Origin of the sequence: Rhodococcus sp. B7740 (genome assembly GCF_000954115.1) — a bacterium.
In the GTDB taxonomy this organism is placed as follows: Bacteria; Actinomycetota; Actinomycetes; order Mycobacteriales; family Mycobacteriaceae; genus Rhodococcoides.
This window is the reverse complement of the sequence record NZ_CP010797.1, coordinates 1,592,793-1,609,611: the sequence shown is the minus strand read 5'-3', so window position 1 is coordinate 1,609,611 and position 16,819 is coordinate 1,592,793. Positions and strand designations below refer to the sequence as shown.

Sequence of the window (16,819 nt, the reverse complement as noted above, 5' to 3'; positions counted from 1 at the left end):
GCCTGTTATGCCTTCAGTGCGCAGTACGACTGCTTCCGTCCCGCCGCGGCCACCGGTGTACCTCGATCACGCAGCGACGACCCCGATGCTGCCGAGCGCGATCGAGGCGATGACCGCCGTGTTCGCCACGGTGGGCAACGCGTCCTCGCTGCACACCTCCGGGCGGTCCGCTCGGCGCCGAGTGGAGGAATCGCGCGAGTCGATCGCTGCGGACCTGGGCGCGCGCCCGTCCGAGGTGATCTTCACCTCCGGTGGTACCGAGAGCGACAACCTCGCCGTCAAGGGCATCTTCGCGGCCCGGCGCGATTCGGACCCCGCACTGACCAGGATCATCGCCAGTTCGGTGGAGCATCACGCGGTGCTCGACGCGGTGGAGTGGCTCGTCGCACACGAAGGTGCGAGCGTCACCTGGCTCCCGGTCGATACAGAGGGGCGAGTCACTCCGGACGCGCTGCGCGCCGAGCTGGCCCTGCATGCCGACGAGACTGCGCTCGTGACCGTGATGTGGGCCAACAACGAGATCGGAACCGTCATGCCGGTCGCCGAGCTCGCGGCCGTGGCCGCCGAATACGGAGTTCCGATGCACAGTGACGCGGTCCAGGCGGTGCCGCATCTGCCCGTCGGCTTCGCCGAGAGCGGTCTGTCCGCGCTCAGCATCGCGGCACACAAGTTCGGTGGACCCCAGGGGGTCGGTGCACTTCTGCTCGGCCGCCAGGTCCCGTGCGTTCCGCTCTTCCACGGCGGGGGGCACGAGCGAGACGTTCGATCGGGCACTCCGGACACTGCGGGCGTCGTGGCCATGGCGGCTGCGCTGCGTACGACCGTCGAGAACTCGGCGCGGCATCGCGCCGAACTGAGAGCACTGCGCGACCGGTTGATCGTCGGGATCAGAGACGCCGTTCCCGACGCCGTCCTCAACGGGCCGGAAGGCGACGATCGGCTGGTCGGGAACGTGCACTTCACCTTTCCCGGGTGCGAGGGTGATTCGCTGTTGATGTTGCTCGATGCGGCAGGCATAGAATGCTCGACGGGCTCGGCGTGCACTGCCGGCGTGGCCAGCGCCAGTCATGTTCTGATCGCGCTCGGGTGCGATCCGGCCGTCGCCCGCGGATCACTGCGGTTCTCGTTGGGAACCGGCTCGTCCGAATCGGACGTCACCACTGTGCTTGCGGCTCTGCCGCAGGTCGTCGAACGCGCTCGTGCCGCCGGATTGGCCGGCGTCGGAGCTCGAGGAGGAAATCGCTGATGCGTGTTCTGGCTGCTATGAGCGGGGGAGTCGACTCGGCCGTTGCCGCGGCCCGTGCCGTGGACGAGGGCCACGACGTCGTCGGTGTGCACCTGGCTCTGTCGACCGCTCCCGGCGCTCTGCGCACCGGTTCGCGTGGTTGTTGCTCCAAGGAAGACGCCGGTGACGCTCGTCGAGCTGCCGACGTACTCGGAATCCCTTTCTACGTATGGGATTTCGCGGATCGCTTCAAAGAGGACGTCATCGACGATTTCGTCGCGTCCTATGCCGCAGGTGAGACCCCGAATCCGTGCCTGCGCTGCAACGAGAAGATCAAGTTCTCCGCTCTGGCCGACCGCGCTCTCGCACTGGGCTTCGATGCCGTGGCGACCGGGCACTACGCGCAACTGCACGATGGAGTGCTGCGACGAGCCGTGGACGCGGACAAGGATCAGTCGTACGTGTTGGCTGTGCTGAACCGGGCCCAGCTCTCGCGGGCGATGTTCCCCATCGGGGACACCCCGAAGTCCGAGATTCGCGAGGAGGCTGCCGAGCGTGGGTTGGCCGTCGCCGACAAGCCGGACAGTCACGACATCTGCTTCATCCCGTCGGGCGACACTCGCGCATTCCTCGGCGCGCGGATCGGCGTACGCCCGGGCAAGGTCGTCGACTCCGAGACCGGAGCCGAACTGGCCGATCACGAAGGCGTGCACGGGTTCACCATCGGGCAACGCAAGGGCCTCGGTGTGGAAGGCCCGGCCGCGGACGGCCGTCCCCGCTACGTGACGTCGATCGAACCCGACAGTGGCACCGTCATGGTCGGCTCGGCACAGAAGCTCGACGTCTGGGCGATCAGTGGAGATCGCGCGGTATGGACCGAAGGTTCCGCCCCGACCGGCCCCATCGAGTGCGTCGTCCAGGTCCGTGCGCACGGCGGACTGACCGATGCGGTCGCCGAGGCAGCGGGTGACGGCATGGAGATCCAACTGCGGGCTCCACTGACCGGTGTGGCCAAGGGCCAGGCTGCGGTGCTGTACCGCAAGGACATTCACGGCGACATCGTCATCGGCAGCTCGACCATCTCGGGTACTCGATCCGAGCGCGAGTGACCCCGGGCGTCTTCGCTGGACTGGCGACCGGCATCGGTTCGTGGCCGGGCACCGACATCCGTGAGGCCGCCGCGGTCGTCGTCGGGGAGTTCACCGAGCTCCCACACGTCGTCGAACTTCCGGCTCGCGGCCTCGGTGCGGACATGATCGGACGCACCGGAGCCATCATGGTCGACGTCGAGCTCGACGTGCGCACCTCCGGTTATCGCGTCGTGCCACGCCCGATGCTCGCGGGCCGGCGGGCGACCGATTTCCTGGCCGAGGACCTCGACGTGCTCGAGGAACTGTGGGAGGTGTCGGGGCTTCGCGGCAGCGGCCGCACCATCAAGGTCCAGGCGGCCGGTCCGTTCACGATGGCGGCGCAGGTCGAACTTCGGCACGGGCATCGGGCCCTGACCGATCGCGGTGCGCTGCGGCATTTCGCCGAATCCCTCGGCGAGGGACTGCGCCTGCACTGCGCGGAAGTGACGCGTCGGCTCGGAGTCGACGTCCTCGTTCAGCTCGACGAACCCAGTCTCGCAGCCGTTCTGGCCGGCAGCCTGACGGGCATCACCGGGCTCGATTCTGTGCGGGCAGTCCCGGAACCGGATGTTCTCGACCTGCTCGATTCGTTGATCGAGACGATCGATCGTCCCGTTGCCGTCCACTGTTGTGCCGGCGACGTTCCGTTCGATCTGCTTCGCCGTTCGCGCGCGGTCGCAGTCGCCGTCGACGCGACTGCGCTGCGCCGCAGCGATTTCGACGGAGTCGGCGAGCTGCTGCAATCCGGCAAGACACTGATGCTCGGGTTGATTCCGTCCGAAACGCCGGAGCGGCCACCGCATTGGCGCGAACTGGCCGAGCCGGGCGTCACGTTGATCGACCGACTCGGATTCGACAGATCGATTCTCGCCTCCCATATCTCCGTGACGCCTGCATGTGGATTGGCCGGAAGTACACCGGAGTGGGCCCGTCGCGCAACAGGACTCGCCCGCGACGTGGCTGCCGCGTTCGCGGATTCCCCCGATTCGTTGTGAGATCACACAGCCGCTCGGAGTGAAACGCTGTCGACTTCGGGCCGATCGAACCCACTGCTGTTAGGACGCCGAACAGGTGTGACACTATTCACATGGCCGTCGGGGGTCTGTTGAACACGCGGGAGTTCGGAAATGGCATCAGGTGGTCGCGACTTCGACGAGGTCGCCTCCCTCCGGCGTTCCGGCAGGCACCGTCGAGGACTCGTGGCGAAACTGGCCGCGGCCACCTCCGACTGGTACCGAGCGCCGCACGATTTCGAGTGGATCATCAATCACAGATCGACCCGTCCGCTGACCGGGATCATCCGCGTGGTGTTCGGCACCGCCACGCTGATGTACGCCGTCACCTCGATCTTGATGCTGTTCAGCGATCTCGGGCCGCAGGGACCGACGGCCATCGGCTGGGTCCTCTTCGTTCTGGTCACTCAGGTGTTCGTCGCCGCCCGGTGCGTGCTCGGCCCGATCCCGGGAAAGAAGTTCTTCGTCGCGTTCCTGGCCTTCGGGGACATTCTCACGACCTCGGTGTTGATTCTGTACGCGCCTGTCGCGTCCCTGATCGGAACGGTGTTGTTCGCCGTCACAGGAGCGTTCTGCACCTACTTCCTCAGTCCGCGACTGCTGGTGGCGCATCTGGTGTGGACCGCAACGTTCATCGTCGGTTTCGGTATCCGCACCTTCCTGTCGGTGACGAGCGACGAGGTGGACTACATCGACGGGCCCGCGGTGGTGACGGCGACGGTGGTTCTGCTCCTGGCGACGGTGGGAGTACCGGTGTTCGCTCAGGTGGCCTGGACGACGCTGTCCAACGACGCCAAGCGGTCGGTTCTCGATCCCCTGACCGGGGTGTACAACCGGCGCGGCATCGACAGTGAACTGCTGGACCTGTGGCACGAGGCCGGTAAGCGCGGCATGTCCATGGCTTTCCTGGTTGTCGACATCGACAAGTTCAAGGCCGTCAACGACCGATTCGGGCACAGCCGCGGCGACGAAGTGATCGTGCGGGTCGCCGATCGGCTGCGCCGCGTGGTCCGGCATCAGGGGGGAGTGCTCGCTCGAACCGGTGGCGAAGAGTTCCTCGTCGCCATGGTCGGTGATGCGAGGGGGATGGTCGATCTCGGCTTCGACATCGTTCGGGTTCTCTGGGACCGCCGCGACGACATCCCCGTCACCGTCAGTGTGGGAATGGCGTTGCTGCGCGAGGACTCGGCTCTGTGGGACGTCGGTACGTCCGTCGTCGGCAGAGCAGCCCGTACGGCGGATGCGGCGATGTACCGGTCCAAACAGTCCGGTGGAAACAGTTTGGTCGTCGAAGAGATCTGAGGCCTCGAACCGACGTGCGTCGATGCGCCGCCGTGCTCGGGTGCGACCTCTGCGATGATCGTGCGATGTATCGGCTATCGGATGCCCAGCGACGTGGACTACCCGCCGGAGTGCTGTTGTCGGTGATGGCGTCCATGCTCGGCGGCATCTACGCGGACTCCTTCGTGACCGGCTTCGCTCTGACCGCCGGAATCTGCGCGGTGGCGATCGTCGCCGCGACATTGCTGCTGGGACTCATGGGTCGCTAGCCGCACGGTGTCGGCCGATGGGGCACTGTCGGTGGGGTCGGATAATCTTCGATACGTGCCCGAGCCGACCGAATCACCCGCAGGAACCGACGACAGCGCAGGGACGGTCGGTGTTGAACTCGATGCTGCGTCCTCTGCCGATCGCGAGCGATGGCAGACGCTGGCCGAGGAAGTTCGCGGGCACCAGTTTCGCTATTACGTCCGAGATTCGCCGATCGTGTCCGACGGCGAGTTCGATGCCCTGCTGCGCGAGCTGAACGAGCTGGAAGAGGCGCATCCGGATCTGCGCACGGCGGATTCACCGACCCAACTCGTCGGGGGCGGCTTCGCCACGGAATTCACCGCCGTGGACCACCTGGAACGAATGTTGAGCTTGGACAACGTGTTCGATCACGACGAGCTACGAGCCTGGGCCAAACGGGTCGAGACCGAAGCAGGGCCGGATCTGGAGTATCTGTGCGAGGTCAAGATCGACGGCGTCGCATTGAATCTGGTGTACGAGAACGGCACGCTCGTGCGCGGTGCCACCCGAGGTGACGGACGTACCGGAGAGGACGTGACGCTCAACGCGCGCACGATCGACGACATCCCGGACACCCTGACCGGTAGCGAGCAGTACCCCGTCCCGGAGTTGTTGGAAGTACGCGGCGAGGTCTTCTTCCGGCTGGAGGACTTCCAGGCGCTCAACGCCGCACTGGTGGCGGAGGGCAAGCCCCCGTTCGCGAATCCACGAAATTCGGCGGCAGGGTCGCTGCGACAGAAGAATCCGGCGGTCACCTCCAAGCGGCGTCTGGGAATGATCTGCCACGGCTTCGGTCGCATGGTGGGTTTCACGCCCGAGTCGCAATGGCACGCCTACGAGGCTCTCCGCGCCTGGGGTCTGCCCATTTCCACCCACACGACCCGAGTGAAGGGCGTCGACGCCGTCATCGAGAAGGTCGTCTACTGGGACCAGCACCGACACGACGTCGAACACGAGATCGACGGCCTGGTCGTCAAGATCGACGACATGTCGCTGCATCGTCGACTGGGGACGACGTCTCGCGCGCCGCGGTGGGCGATCGCGTACAAGTACCCACCCGAGGAGGTCACCACGACGCTGCTCGACATCCGGGTCAGCGTCGGCCGCACGGGCAGAGTGACGCCGTTCGCCTACATGACGCCGGTGCTCGTGGCCGGCTCGACGGTGTCGCTGGCGACGCTGCACAACGGGTCGGAGGTCAAGCGCAAAGGCGTTCTGATCGGCGACACGGTGACCATTCGCAAAGCGGGAGAGGTCATTCCGGAGGTTCTCGGCCCCGTCGTCGACGCCAGGACCGGTGCCGAGACCGAGTTCGTCATGCCCACCGAGTGCCCGGAGTGCTCGACGCCTCTGGCCCCGGCGAAGGAGGGTGACGCCGACCTGCGCTGCCCCAACTCGCAGTTCTGTCCGGCGCAACGCCGCGAGCGGGTGTTCTTCGTGGCCGAGCGGCAGCGATTCGACATCGAGGGACTCGGCTACGAGGCCGCATCCGACCTGTTGGCCACCGGGGCCATCGAGGACGAAGGTGACCTGTTCTCGCTCACCGAGGACGATCTGATGAAGACGGCGATCTTCCGCACCAAGTCCGGGGCGCTGTCCGCCACCGGTCGAAAGTTGCTCGACAACCTGGCCACCGCACGGAACCAGCCGCTGTGGCGGGTGCTGGTCAGTCTGTCCATCCGGCACGTCGGTCCCTCGGCAGCGCGCGCATTGGCAGGGGAGTTCGGCAGCCTCGACCGAATCCGGGCAGCGTCGGTCGAGGAACTCTCGGCGGTCGACGGGGTGGGCGGCACCATCGCAGCCGCAGTCTCCGAGTGGTTCGAGGTCGACTGGCACCGCGCCATCGTCGACAAGTGGCAGGCCGCGGGCGTGCGCATGGAAGACGAGCGGGACGCGTCCATCGAACGCAATCTCGAGGGACTGTCGATCGTGGTCACCGGGTCGCTCACGTCGTACTCGCGTGACGAGGCGAAGGAAGCGATTCTGCTGCGCGGTGGCAAGGCTGCAGGTTCGGTATCGAAGAAGACGGCGTTCGTGGTGGTCGGTGACGCTCCTGGGTCGAAGCACGACAAGGCGATCGAGCTCGGCGTGCCGGTGCTCGACGAAGCGGGATTCACCCTGCTTCTGACCGAGGGCCCCGATGCCGTGGCTCCGACCGACGCAGAACCCGAATCCTCGGACTGATCGGGCCGGGGACGCGTCGGTTCGGACGCGTCAGTTCGGACGCGTCAGTTCAGAACCGTCGCGACGATACCGGCGAGATACCCGAGTCGGGCGATCTCCGAGGGCCTGAACTCCGGGCCCCCAGGCCTGCCCAACATCAGTACGGTGCCGGTGGTACCGAGGGGAGCCGCGGCGATCTTGGTGTCCATGTCCCGCCAGACCTGGGGCACCCAGTCGGCGTCCGAGTCCAGAGCGGCAGGGGCGTGCAGTGGGAACCAGGGCAGCTCGGCGGCGTGCGTCTCGGGAGCCCCCGAGCTGCCCACCAGACGGAACGGGCCGTGTGCGTTGGTGGCAACGACTGTGCTCCACCCCACCCGCAGAACGCGGGGGGCTCCGTCGACGAGCACCTGAAGTCGGTCGTCGGACGCCGCCGCGACCCGATCGATCAATTCCAGTTCTCGGTGCGTATCGAGGACGCCGGTGTACGGGCGGATGGAATCGACCCGAACGTCGGTCAGGTTCTCGGCAGCAGTGATGAGCGTGTCGGGAAGCGAACCAGGAGCGACGTCGACCACAAGATCGTCGACTGCGTAACCGTCACCGCGTTCGATGACGTCGAGGGAGAGGATGTCCGCCCCGACCGAACCGAGCGCGACGGCCAACGATCCGAGGCTGCCCGGCCGGTCCGGCAGTTGGACGCGGAGCAGGTAGGACATGTCACGCTCCCTTTCGACTTCTGGCGTATTTCGGCCACCCCAGCGTCATCGGTCGTTGCTGGCGAGTAGCGTGCCGCTCTTGGGTCGTTCGGCAGGCTCCGCTCCTGGGAACACTGTGCACCCCGGCGCGAGCAATCCTTGCATCTTCGACCCGTCGGGTACGTCGCGCAACGCGGGCCGTGACAATTCCGACACTCCACGCGGCCACGAGGCGTGAGTGAAGTCCGCGTAATGCTGCGCACTAGGCTGGACCGCGTTCGCGAACCCACGAGGTTCGCTCTGCACGAATACGGGGCCGCTTCTGCAGGCTCCGCTCCTATGTCCGAAAGGGGTCTACGCGGTGCCAGACATCTCCCGCGACGAGGTCGCTCACCTCGCCCGGCTGTCGCGCTTGGCTCTCAGCGACGCCGAACTCGACGAGTTCGCCGGCCAGTTGGATTCGATTCTTCATCACGTCAAGACGGTGGCGGAGGTGGCAACCGACGACGTCCCACCGACCGCCAACCCCAGCGACATCGTGAACGTGACGCGTCCCGACGTGATCGTTCCAGGCCTGACGCCGGAACAGGCACTGTCCGGCGCACCGAACGCCGAGGAGGGCCGTTTCGCGGTGCCGCAGATTCTGGGAGAGAGCGAATGACCGACCTGACGAAGCTCGACGCGTCCGAGCTCGCCACCCGTATCCATGCGCGTGAGGTCAGCGCAGTCGAGGTGACTCAGGCGCATCTCGACCGGATCTCCGAGGTCGATGGTGACCTGCACGCTTTTCTGCACGTCGCAGGATCCGAGGCACTCGCAGCGGCGACCGACGTCGATGCGGGATTGTCCGCCGGACACGCACCTGCCTCGGCTCTGGCAGGCGTGCCGCTGGCCCTCAAGGACGTGTTCACCACGACCGACATGCCGACGACGGCCGGATCGAAAATTCTCGACGGGTGGATGTCGCCGTACGACGCGACGCTCACCACGAAGCTGCGGGCCGCGGGCATTCCGGTGCTGGGCAAGACCAACATGGACGAGTTCGCGATGGGTTCGTCCACCGAGAACTCGGCCTACGGACCGACCAAGAACCCCTGGGACACCACCCGCATCCCCGGTGGCTCGGGCGGCGGCAGTGCTGCGGCGCTCGCGTCGTACCAGGCCCCGCTGGCCATCGGCACCGACACCGGAGGATCGATCCGCCAGCCGGCGGCGCTCACCGGCACCGTGGGAACCAAGCCGACCTACGGCAGCGTCTCGCGCTACGGACTGATCGCCTGTGCCTCCTCTCTCGATCAGGGTGGCCCGTGCGGTCGAACCGTGCTCGATACCGCGTTGCTGCACGAGGTCATCGCCGGCTACGACTCGCGCGACTCCACGTCGGTGGAGACTGCAGTTCGACCGGTGGTCGAGGCGGCACGAGAGGGTGCTCGCGGTGACCTGACGGGAGTACGTGTCGGTGTCGTCAAGGAATTGCACTCGGACAAGTACCAGCCCGGTGTGATCTCGTCCTTCGACGCCGCGGTGGCGACACTGACCGAACTCGGTGCCGAGGTGGTCGAGGTGTCGTGCCCCAACTTCGTGCACGCACTGGCCGCCTACTACCTGATTCTTCCGTCGGAGGTGTCGTCCAACCTGGCTCGGTTCGACGGCATGCGGTACGGGTTGCGGGCGGGTGACGACGGCAAGCACAGCGCCGAGCAGGTCATGGCCACCACGCGCGCACAGGGGTTCGGACCGGAAGTCAAGCGTCGCATCATGATCGGGACCTATGCCCTCTCCGCGGGATACTACGACGCCTACTACGGCTCTGCCCTGAAGGTGCGCACCCTGATCGCCCGTGACTTCGACGCCGCGTACGAGAAGGTCGACGTGCTGGTGTCGCCGACTACCCCGACCACGGCATTTCCGTTGGGGGACAAGGTCGACGATCCGATGGCGATGTATCTCAACGACCTGTGCACCCTGCCCACGAACCTCGCGGGTCACTGCGCGATGTCGGTGCCGTCGGGTCTTGCTTCCGAGGACGGACTGCCCGTCGGTCTGCAGATCATGGCTCCGGCGTTCGCGGACGAGCGGCTCTACCGTGTCGGTGCCGCATACGAGGCCGCCCGCGGCGATCTGAGGTAGTTCGAGGTGCTGCATCGGTGGGCTGCCGATCTGGCTCATCAGCCACTGCTGTCCGGTGCAGTGCCCGCGGTCGCACTCACTGCGACGGCGGTCCTGACGACCGTCCTCGTGTTCGCGGTCGTCCGAAGGACACGGCGAGGCCGAACGCTGGGAACGGTGTTCGGCCCGCTGAGTGCTCTGGGTCTCGTGGGATCGCTTGTGGTGGCGGCGACGGTGCTCACCAATCTGACCGTCACTCGGTACCCGACGGTGGCCGTGGCGCTCGGCCACCGACCGGCCGTCCCGATCGAGGGCACCGGCAGGTTGATCGATATGGACGTGCCCGGCACGGTGTCGCACTTCGACGCGCGACCCGCGACCGTCTACGTTCCGGCGTCGTACGACGCAGGAGCGAGCGACCTACCGGTGCTGGTGCTGCTCACCGGCCAACCCGGCCATGTCGTCGACTGGATCGAGGGTGGTCGGCTGGCCCAGACGATGGACGCATTCGCGGCACGTCACGACGGCGCGGCCCCGATCGTCGTGGTGGCCGACGGCCTCGGCGACACCGAGGCGAATCCGATGTGCATGGATTCGGACCTCGGGAATGCCGCGACGTACCTGTCCGTCGATGTGCCGCAGTGGGTTCGGTCGAACTTCCGGGTGTCCTCGGATCCGAGGGCGTGGGCGGTGGGCGGTTATTCCTACGGCGGAACGTGCGCGCTGCAGCTGGCGGTGACTGCACCGACGGTGTACCCCACCTTTCTCGACATCTCCGGCGAGGACGAGCAACGGCGCGGGACGAGAAGCGAATCCGTTGCGGCGGCATACGGCACGGACACCCCGGCGAACGAGGCGCGTTTCGAGCGATCGACGCCGCTGAACATACTCTCGCGCACCAGATTTCCCGATTCGGCCGGTGCGTTCGTGGTAGGTGCCGACGACGAGGAATTTCGGCCACAGACCGAGCGAACCTTCAAGGCTGCAGAGGCTGCGGGTCTCGAGGTGCACTACAGCGAGCTGCCCGGCGGGCACTCGATGCAGGTGTGGGCTCCCGCGCTGGAGCAGGAAATGGACTGGCTCGGTGGGCGATTGGGGCTTGTCGACTGAATCGCCCGGCGTGGTCGTCACCGACACCGTTGCATGCTCGTACCCTGGTCGGTTCCGTACCGATGGCCGTGACCGGCTCCGACGTCGAGTGCGGCCGCAAGATCGACGGACGTCTGGAGGAAGCTCACGCCGGGCAGCCACATCGGTGTGGGCGCGTCGGGTCGGGTGCTCGACGTGTTCGGCGGTGACCACAGCAGGTCGGTCGACCACCGGACGACGGGGTCCGAGGAATTGGCCACCACCGTTGCGCCGTCGGTGTTCACGGCCCCGGCGGGCGGACCCGCCCATACGGCACCGCAGATTCCCGGATCGCTCCGTCCGATCGAGAGGAACACGTCGCTTCCCGCCACCGCGCCCAGACTCTGGCCGTACACGATGATGTCGGGCGGTGTCGGTTCCGATGCCGCGCGCGTCGCCACAGCGCGAACCACCGCGTCCGCGGAACTACGCGCGTCGTCCTCGGCGAACAGGAATGTCGCCCAACTGGGCGCGCTCGAGTACTGCACCGCCACTGTGGCGACGTCACCACCGAATCTGCTCTCGGCACCGGTGACGGCGTTCTCGTCCACCCACCCCGATCCGGTCGGTATCGCGACGACCACGACGCTGCGCTGGAAACCCCCGGCTCGATCCAGGTCCGCGACGGCCAACGCCACCCTGCGATCGAGCGTCGGGGCCGAATCCAGACCCGCGTAGGCGCGCACGGTGCCGGGAGCGAGACCGCCGGAGACGAACTTCCGGCCCTCTGCGCCGAGCGTGCGCCACGGGACGAGCGAGGCCGGAGCTCCTGATCTCGTGTTCGAGCTCGGAGCGGGCTCTGCGTCGTCCACAACGGAGTTCGAGGCCGAGAACGAGTCCGATACGGCCGACCCGACCGAAGGCGCGGCAACGAACGACGCAAGACCGACGATGGCAACCGCAATCACCGATCGACCACGGCCGAGTGCGCCGCCGATTCCGACAGCCGCACGGCCGAGTCCGCAGAGAACCACCGCAACACAGATCGCCCCTGCCGCCACCTCCGCTGCGTACCGCCAGTCCACCGTCCCGACGTCCATAGCGATCCGTAATCGGTTCTGCCAGAGAATATTCGCTGCAAAAGAGCAGGTGGATATCCCTGCCCCGACACCCGCCGACCAGGCCTGCAGGCGCCGCCGAGCGGGCGTGCGCGAACCGAACACGCGCCGGGCCGACCATGCGGCCGCGAGTGCCGTCGCCATCACTGTGCCGGTGAACAGGGCCTGGGTGACGGCCGGCCGTGGGAGCAACGAGGGAGCCGAGGACACCATCACTGCAACGGTGAGGGCCACCGAGGTGCCGATTCGGGGGAATCGGACACCCGTCTCGGCCGGGGCAGTCGGGTGAGCCGAACCGGCAACTCCGGTGCCTGCGACGATCGGCGCGATCATGCGGGCTGGATCGTCCGGGACACCGGCTCGGTGGTCAGCAGGCGTCGGCGCGCATGTCGGCCGGTAGCGATGCCCCACAGTGCAATCGGAACGATCCCCGCGCCGCCGAACACGAAGGGCAATGCCGGCTCGGCCACCGGTGCGCCGAAGGACTGTCGCCAGGAGTTGAGGTCGACGGCCGTGGCAGCCACCGATGCGGCGGCGTCGCAGACCTGACGGGGCCCGTCGTCGGCCCGGTCCGTGCAGGCGGCGTGCATACGCCCCTCCAACTGGGCATCGAACGATCTGCGCCACTGCGGATCCACTGTCGTTCCTGTGGCAGCGGCGTACCGAATCAGGTCGTAGCCCAGGTCGTGGGCCCTGCATGCGGAATCGAACTCGGACGGAAGCGGAACGGGCGACGAGCAATCGCCGTGTGGGTTCTCTGCCATGTCGTCCTGCACCCGAGGCCGGTATCCCATCACCGGTCCGAAGTCGTCGGGGATGGTCAGGGCGGCGACGTCGGCCGACTCGGTGACCAGTGCGTGTACCGAGACCGCGACAGGCGAAGTCGATTCGGCAGCAGGCGGTGTCGATGCCGCGCCGGTCGTTGCCGTCACCGCTGCGATCGCCGCCGCCGCGCACAAGACGACGCGAGAAGTGTTCCTGTTCATGGCTTTCGACGCTAGGGAGCGGCGTATTCATCGGACATCGCACCGAAGTCTCGTTCTGCCGTACGTGCATAGGTGTTCCCCAGGGGCGATCCGATACCTGGATACTGCACAGAACTGATACTCAGGTATGACGACCTCGTCGGCTCACAGTCCCTAGGCTCGGTGCGTGCGAAGGAACAGATCAGGCGACGCCGAACTCGGAGCGATTCGGCGTCGAGTGCCGACCCGACTCGGTGGATTCCGCGCGATCGACGTGCTGATCGTTGCGATCACTGCAACGCTGTATTCGATTGCATGGCCGACTCTGCCGGTCACTCATCAGGTCTCGGGTCCGCTACTGCCCATCGTCGGCGCACTCGCCGCGTTTCCTTTCGCGTTGATCCGCGTCAATCCTGCACTGGGATGGGCCGTCTCGGCTCTGTTCGCTCTGGTGATACCGGTAGCGTTCGACCGTGTACCCGGCTACGACTACCCGTGGCAGGTGGTGCACATACTCGTTCTTCTGGCGTTGTTGTTCGCCGTCGCGGTTCGCTCGCCGATATCGGTGCTGCTCGTCGCTTGGCCGGCCAGCATGCTGGTGTTCTTCGCCTACATGCCGGGCGCGGACGGCGTCGGCTGGTCGGTGGGTCTGACCGCGATCGTGGTGTTCGGACTGTTGATCCGCTGGCTCGTTCTCTCCCGTAGGCAGCTCGCGCAGCAAGAGGAAGTCAGTGAGCTCGAGCGCACCCGACGCACCGTTCTCGAGGAGAAAGCCAAGATCGCCCGCGATCTGCACGATGTCGTTGCGCACCACATGTCGATGGTCGTCGTCCAGGCGCAGAGCGCGCAGTATCGACTCGATGATGTATCCGATTCCGCAGCAAAGGAATTCGAGTCGATCGCCGTCACCGCCCGGGAAGCGCTCAACGAGATCCGGGGAATGCTGGGGGTGCTGCGCAGTGACGGAGCGCAGTGGCAGGACGCACCGGCACCGAATGCACTCGACCTCGAACGTACCCTGCACGCGAGCCGCAAGGCCGGTATGGACGTGCGGTGGACTGTCACCGGCCGGATCGAATCGATCTCCGACACAACAGGGTTGGCGCTGTACCGAGTTCTGCAGGAGTCGCTGTCCAACGCTGCCCGGCACGCCCCCGGGGCCGCGGTGACCGTCGACATCACGGTCGGGCCGAGTACGGTCGTCATGACCGTGACCAACACTGCGTCGCCGAGCACGAGTGTCCGACGCACTGCTGGAGCCGATACCGGTGGGCACGGGATAACAGGTATGCGCGATCGTGCGCGCGCGGCGCACGGCACGCTGCACGCCACCTATCTGCCCGACGGAGGATTCGAGGTCGCGGTGCACGTTCCGAACGGCATGCCGATCTCGGCGGCACCGGTTGTTCGGCACGATCTCGCCTAGGCTGTTGCGCGTGGCTACAACGGTGTTCATCGCCGACGACCAGGCAATGGTGCGGCAGGGGTTCGGTGCCCTTCTCGGTGCGCAGGCCGACATCTCGGTCGTCGGAGACGCCGACAACGGCAGGACCGCGGTCGGCGAGGTCGCCCGGTTGTTGCCCGACGTGGTGCTGATGGACGTTCGGATGCCCGAGATGAACGGTCTCGATGCCGCTCGCGCCATTCTCTCTGCGTCACTTCCGTCGCCGGTGCGCATTCTGATGCTGACGACGTTCGACATCGACGACTACGTCTACGAGGCCCTGGCGCTCGGCGCGAGTGGCTTTCTGCTCAAGGATGCTCCGGCCGAGGAGTTGATCAGGGGTGTTCGGGTCGTCGCCGCAGGCGAGGCGTTGTTGGCACCGTCGGTGACGAGACGGCTCATCGCCGACGTCACCTCCCGGCGGGGAGCTCGGCGGCACACGTCCGCGCGTCTGAGCGATCTGACTCCGCGGGAACGCGAGGTTCTCGAACTGATCGCCACCGGTATGTCCAACTCCGAGATAGCGGGTTCGCTGTTCCTGGCCGAGCAGACCGTGAAAACGCACGTCGGCAAGGTCCTCGCGAAGCTCGGACTGCGCGATCGCGCTCAGGCGGTCGTCCTGGCCTACGAGACCGGCGTCGTCACGCCGAAGTGAGAACCGGACGGTACCGACGCGCGCAGCATCCAACGCCCGATTAGGCTGACGTCCGTCACCGGGTCCGCTTCACGGACCCGCGAGCAGAGAGGCGAAAATCGATGCGCATCGGAGTTCTGACCGGAGGCGGCGATTGCCCGGGGCTCAATGCGGTGATCCGCGCAGTCGTACGCACCGCCGACGCGCGGTACGGCTCCACTGTCGTCGGTTTCCAGGACGGATGGCGCGGGCTTCTCGAAGACCGTCGGGTGCAACTGCGCAACGACGACCGTAACGACCGGTTGCTCACCAAGGGCGGCACGATGCTCGGCACCGCGCGCACCAATCCGGATGTGTTGCGCGCCGGACTCGATCGGGTCAAGCAGACTCTCGAGGACAACGGCATCGACGTGTTGATCCCGATCGGCGGCGAAGGGACCCTGACCGCTGCCGCGTGGTTGTCGGAGGAGGGTGTGCCCGTGGTCGGCGTGCCCAAGACGATCGACAACGACATCGACTGCACAGACGTCACATTCGGCTTCGACACGGCGCTGACGATCGCCACCGATGCGATCGACCGTCTGCACAGCACCGCCGAATCCCACCAGCGCGTGATGCTGGTCGAGGTGATGGGTCGGCACGCGGGGTGGATCGCTCTGCACGCCGGCCTGGCGTCCGGTTCGCACATGACGCTGATCCCCGAGCAGCCGTTCGACGTCGAAGAGGTATGCACGTTGGTGCGCAAGCGTTTTCAGCGCGGAGACTCGCATTTCATCTGTGTCGTCGCCGAGGGTGCCAAGCCGATGGAGGGCTCGATGAAGCTTCTCGACGGCGGTATCGACGAGTTCGGCCACGTTCGATTCACCGGAGTCGCCCACCAACTCGGTGTCGAGATCGAACGCCGCATCAACAAGGAAGTACGGACCACGGTGCTCGGCCACGTCCAACGCGGTGGAACACCGACGCCGTACGATCGCGTTCTCGCAACACGATTCGGTGTGAATGCGACCGATGCGGCCCATTCGGGCGACTTCGGCAAGATGGTCTCGTTGCGCGGAACCGAGATCGGCCTGGTGTCTCTGGCCGAGGCCACCAAGCAACTCAAGCGGGTACCCCAGACCCGATACGACGACGCCGCCGCGTTCTTCGGCTGATCGGGCGGGGCGTCGGCCGTCAGATACGTCCTGAGGCTTCCTGGATCTCGGCCTCACGTTCCTTGGTCTCGCGGCGTAGTTCGCGCCGTCGTCGCGCCGCCTCGAAACGCTGGGCACCGACCTCGGTGGTCGGCGTCAACTGGGGCAGTGTCTTCGGCTTGCCGTCGTCGCCGATCGCCACCATGGTGAAGTAGCAGCTGTTGGTGTGGCGTAATTCACCGCACTGGATGTTCTCGGTCTCCACTCTGATGCCGACCTCCATGGAGGTGCGGCCGGTGTAGTTGACCGATGCAGAGAACGTGACCAGTTCTCCGACGTGGATGGGTTCGCGAAACACGACGCGATCGACCGACAGGGTGACGACGTAGGCCCCCGCGTAGCGACTGGCGCAGGCGTACGCAACTTGGTCCAGGAACTTCAGAATCGTGCCGCCGTGGACATTGCCGGAGAAGTTGGCCATGTCGGGTGTCATCAGCACGGTCATGGACAGTGTCTGTCGCTCTGGGGGAGTCACCCGTGCACGGTAACC

At 66.4% G+C, this 16,819-nt stretch carries 16 protein-coding genes; 12 read left to right on the top strand and 4 right to left on the bottom strand.

From position 1 onward, the window contains the following. Positions 1-7: 7 nt before the first annotated feature. From NY08_RS07380 to ligA, 6 genes are all read left to right on the top strand, one after another. The gene (locus NY08_RS07380) at positions 8-1,246 is read left to right on the top strand and encodes a cysteine desulfurase family protein (protein WP_045195660.1); all 1,239 of its coding nucleotides are present in this window, start codon (positions 8-10) and stop codon (positions 1,244-1,246) included. Then, positions 1,246-2,334 carry a tRNA 2-thiouridine(34) synthase MnmA gene (gene mnmA / locus NY08_RS07375; RefSeq protein WP_045195659.1) on the top strand — a complete coding sequence of 363 codons (1,089 nt, stop codon included), beginning with the start codon at positions 1,246-1,248 and terminating at the stop codon, positions 2,332-2,334. Before NY08_RS07380 ends, mnmA begins: the two co-directional genes overlap by 1 nt. Continuing rightward, positions 2,331-3,350, top strand: a complete 1,020-nt coding sequence (locus NY08_RS07370; protein WP_045195657.1) for a methionine synthase — start codon at positions 2,331-2,333, stop codon at positions 3,348-3,350. Before mnmA ends, NY08_RS07370 begins: the two co-directional genes overlap by 4 nt. 132 nt (positions 3,351-3,482) lie before the next feature. Continuing rightward, positions 3,483-4,670: a GGDEF domain-containing protein gene (locus tag NY08_RS07365; RefSeq protein ID WP_052050278.1), complete on the top strand. Its 1,188-nt coding sequence runs from the start codon at positions 3,483-3,485 to the stop codon at positions 4,668-4,670. Positions 4,671-4,735: 65 nt separating this feature from the next. Then, positions 4,736-4,918 carry a hypothetical protein gene (locus tag NY08_RS07360; protein ID WP_045199919.1) on the top strand — a complete coding sequence of 61 codons (183 nt, stop codon included), beginning with the start codon at positions 4,736-4,738 and terminating at the stop codon, positions 4,916-4,918. 55 nt (positions 4,919-4,973) lie between these two features. After that, positions 4,974-7,124, top strand: a complete 2,151-nt coding sequence (gene ligA / locus NY08_RS07355) for an NAD-dependent DNA ligase LigA (protein WP_045195655.1) — start codon at positions 4,974-4,976, stop codon at positions 7,122-7,124. A 44-nt stretch (positions 7,125-7,168) separates the two neighbouring features. On the opposite strand, the gene NY08_RS07350 is transcribed toward ligA, so the two are convergent. Then, on the bottom strand, positions 7,169-7,819 hold the full coding sequence (locus NY08_RS07350; RefSeq protein ID WP_045195653.1) for an amino acid-binding protein: 651 nt from the start codon (positions 7,817-7,819) through the stop codon (positions 7,169-7,171). 340 nt (positions 7,820-8,159) lie between these two features. Here NY08_RS07350 and gatC point away from each other — a divergent pair, with 340 nt between their 5' ends. The 3 genes from gatC to NY08_RS07335 are packed head-to-tail and all read left to right on the top strand — an operon-like array spanning position 8,160 to position 11,017. Next, positions 8,160-8,459 carry an Asp-tRNA(Asn)/Glu-tRNA(Gln) amidotransferase subunit GatC gene (gene gatC, locus NY08_RS07345; protein WP_032397745.1) on the top strand — a complete coding sequence of 100 codons (300 nt, stop codon included), beginning with the start codon at positions 8,160-8,162 and terminating at the stop codon, positions 8,457-8,459. Then, positions 8,456-9,928 (top strand): Asp-tRNA(Asn)/Glu-tRNA(Gln) amidotransferase subunit GatA, encoded by a 1,473-nt coding sequence (gene gatA / locus NY08_RS07340; RefSeq protein WP_032397746.1) that lies wholly within the window; start codon positions 8,456-8,458, stop codon positions 9,926-9,928. The genes gatC and gatA overlap by 4 nt, the downstream gene beginning before the upstream one ends. A 6-nt stretch (positions 9,929-9,934) precedes the next feature. After that, positions 9,935-11,017: an alpha/beta hydrolase gene (locus NY08_RS07335; RefSeq protein WP_052683722.1), complete on the top strand. Its 1,083-nt coding sequence runs from the start codon at positions 9,935-9,937 to the stop codon at positions 11,015-11,017. 17 nt (positions 11,018-11,034) lie between these two features. Here the strand turns inward: NY08_RS07335 and NY08_RS07330 are convergent, their stop codons facing one another. After that, positions 11,035-12,426: an alpha/beta-hydrolase family protein gene (locus tag NY08_RS07330; RefSeq protein ID WP_052683721.1), complete on the bottom strand. Its 1,392-nt coding sequence runs from the start codon at positions 12,424-12,426 to the stop codon at positions 11,035-11,037. Beyond that, positions 12,423-13,079 (bottom strand): hypothetical protein, encoded by a 657-nt coding sequence (locus tag NY08_RS07325; protein WP_144407321.1) that lies wholly within the window; start codon positions 13,077-13,079, stop codon positions 12,423-12,425. The genes NY08_RS07330 and NY08_RS07325 overlap by 4 nt, the downstream gene beginning before the upstream one ends. Positions 13,080-13,296: 217 nt before the next feature. On the opposite strand from NY08_RS07325, the gene NY08_RS07320 reads away from it, so the two are divergent. From NY08_RS07320 to NY08_RS07310, 3 genes are all read left to right on the top strand, one after another. Next, on the top strand, positions 13,297-14,484 hold the full coding sequence (locus NY08_RS07320; protein WP_082073713.1) for a sensor histidine kinase: 1,188 nt from the start codon (positions 13,297-13,299) through the stop codon (positions 14,482-14,484). A 10-nt stretch (positions 14,485-14,494) separates the two neighbouring features. Then, positions 14,495-15,157, top strand: a complete 663-nt coding sequence (locus tag NY08_RS07315; protein ID WP_032397749.1) for a response regulator — start codon at positions 14,495-14,497, stop codon at positions 15,155-15,157. 101 nt (positions 15,158-15,258) lie between these two features. Further along, the gene (locus NY08_RS07310) at positions 15,259-16,290 is read left to right on the top strand and encodes an ATP-dependent 6-phosphofructokinase (RefSeq protein ID WP_032397750.1); all 1,032 of its coding nucleotides are present in this window, start codon (positions 15,259-15,261) and stop codon (positions 16,288-16,290) included. Between the two features lie 19 nt (positions 16,291-16,309). Here the strand turns inward: NY08_RS07310 and NY08_RS07305 are convergent, their stop codons facing one another. Continuing rightward, positions 16,310-16,774 carry an acyl-CoA thioesterase gene (locus tag NY08_RS07305; protein ID WP_235387216.1) on the bottom strand — a complete coding sequence of 155 codons (465 nt, stop codon included), beginning with the start codon at positions 16,772-16,774 and terminating at the stop codon, positions 16,310-16,312. Between the last annotated feature and the right edge of the window lie 45 nt (positions 16,775-16,819).

What these genes read in the sequence shown, in the direction of transcription:
- NY08_RS07380 (WP_045195660.1), top strand. Translation starts at nt 8, where the DNA reads ATGCCTTCAGTGCGCAGTACGACTGCTTCCGTCCCGCCGCGGCCACCG.
- mnmA (WP_045195659.1), top strand. Translation starts at nt 1,246, where the DNA reads ATGCGTGTTCTGGCTGCTATGAGCGGGGGAGTCGACTCGGCCGTTGCC.
- NY08_RS07365 (WP_052050278.1), top strand. Translation starts at nt 3,483, where the DNA reads ATGGCATCAGGTGGTCGCGACTTCGACGAGGTCGCCTCCCTCCGGCGT.
- NY08_RS07360 (WP_045199919.1), top strand. Translation starts at nt 4,736, where the DNA reads ATGTATCGGCTATCGGATGCCCAGCGACGTGGACTACCCGCCGGAGTG.
- NY08_RS07350 (WP_045195653.1), bottom strand. Translation starts at nt 7,819, where the DNA reads ATGTCCTACCTGCTCCGCGTCCAACTGCCGGACCGGCCGGGCAGCCTC.
- gatA (WP_032397746.1), top strand. Translation starts at nt 8,456, where the DNA reads ATGACCGACCTGACGAAGCTCGACGCGTCCGAGCTCGCCACCCGTATC.
- NY08_RS07330 (WP_052683721.1), bottom strand. Translation starts at nt 12,426, where the DNA reads ATGATCGCGCCGATCGTCGCAGGCACCGGAGTTGCCGGTTCGGCTCAC.
- NY08_RS07325 (WP_144407321.1), bottom strand. Translation starts at nt 13,079, where the DNA reads ATGAACAGGAACACTTCTCGCGTCGTCTTGTGCGCGGCGGCGGCGATC.
- NY08_RS07310 (WP_032397750.1), top strand. Translation starts at nt 15,259, where the DNA reads ATGCGCATCGGAGTTCTGACCGGAGGCGGCGATTGCCCGGGGCTCAAT.
- NY08_RS07305 (WP_235387216.1), bottom strand. Translation starts at nt 16,774, where the DNA reads ATGACCGTGCTGATGACACCCGACATGGCCAACTTCTCCGGCAATGTC.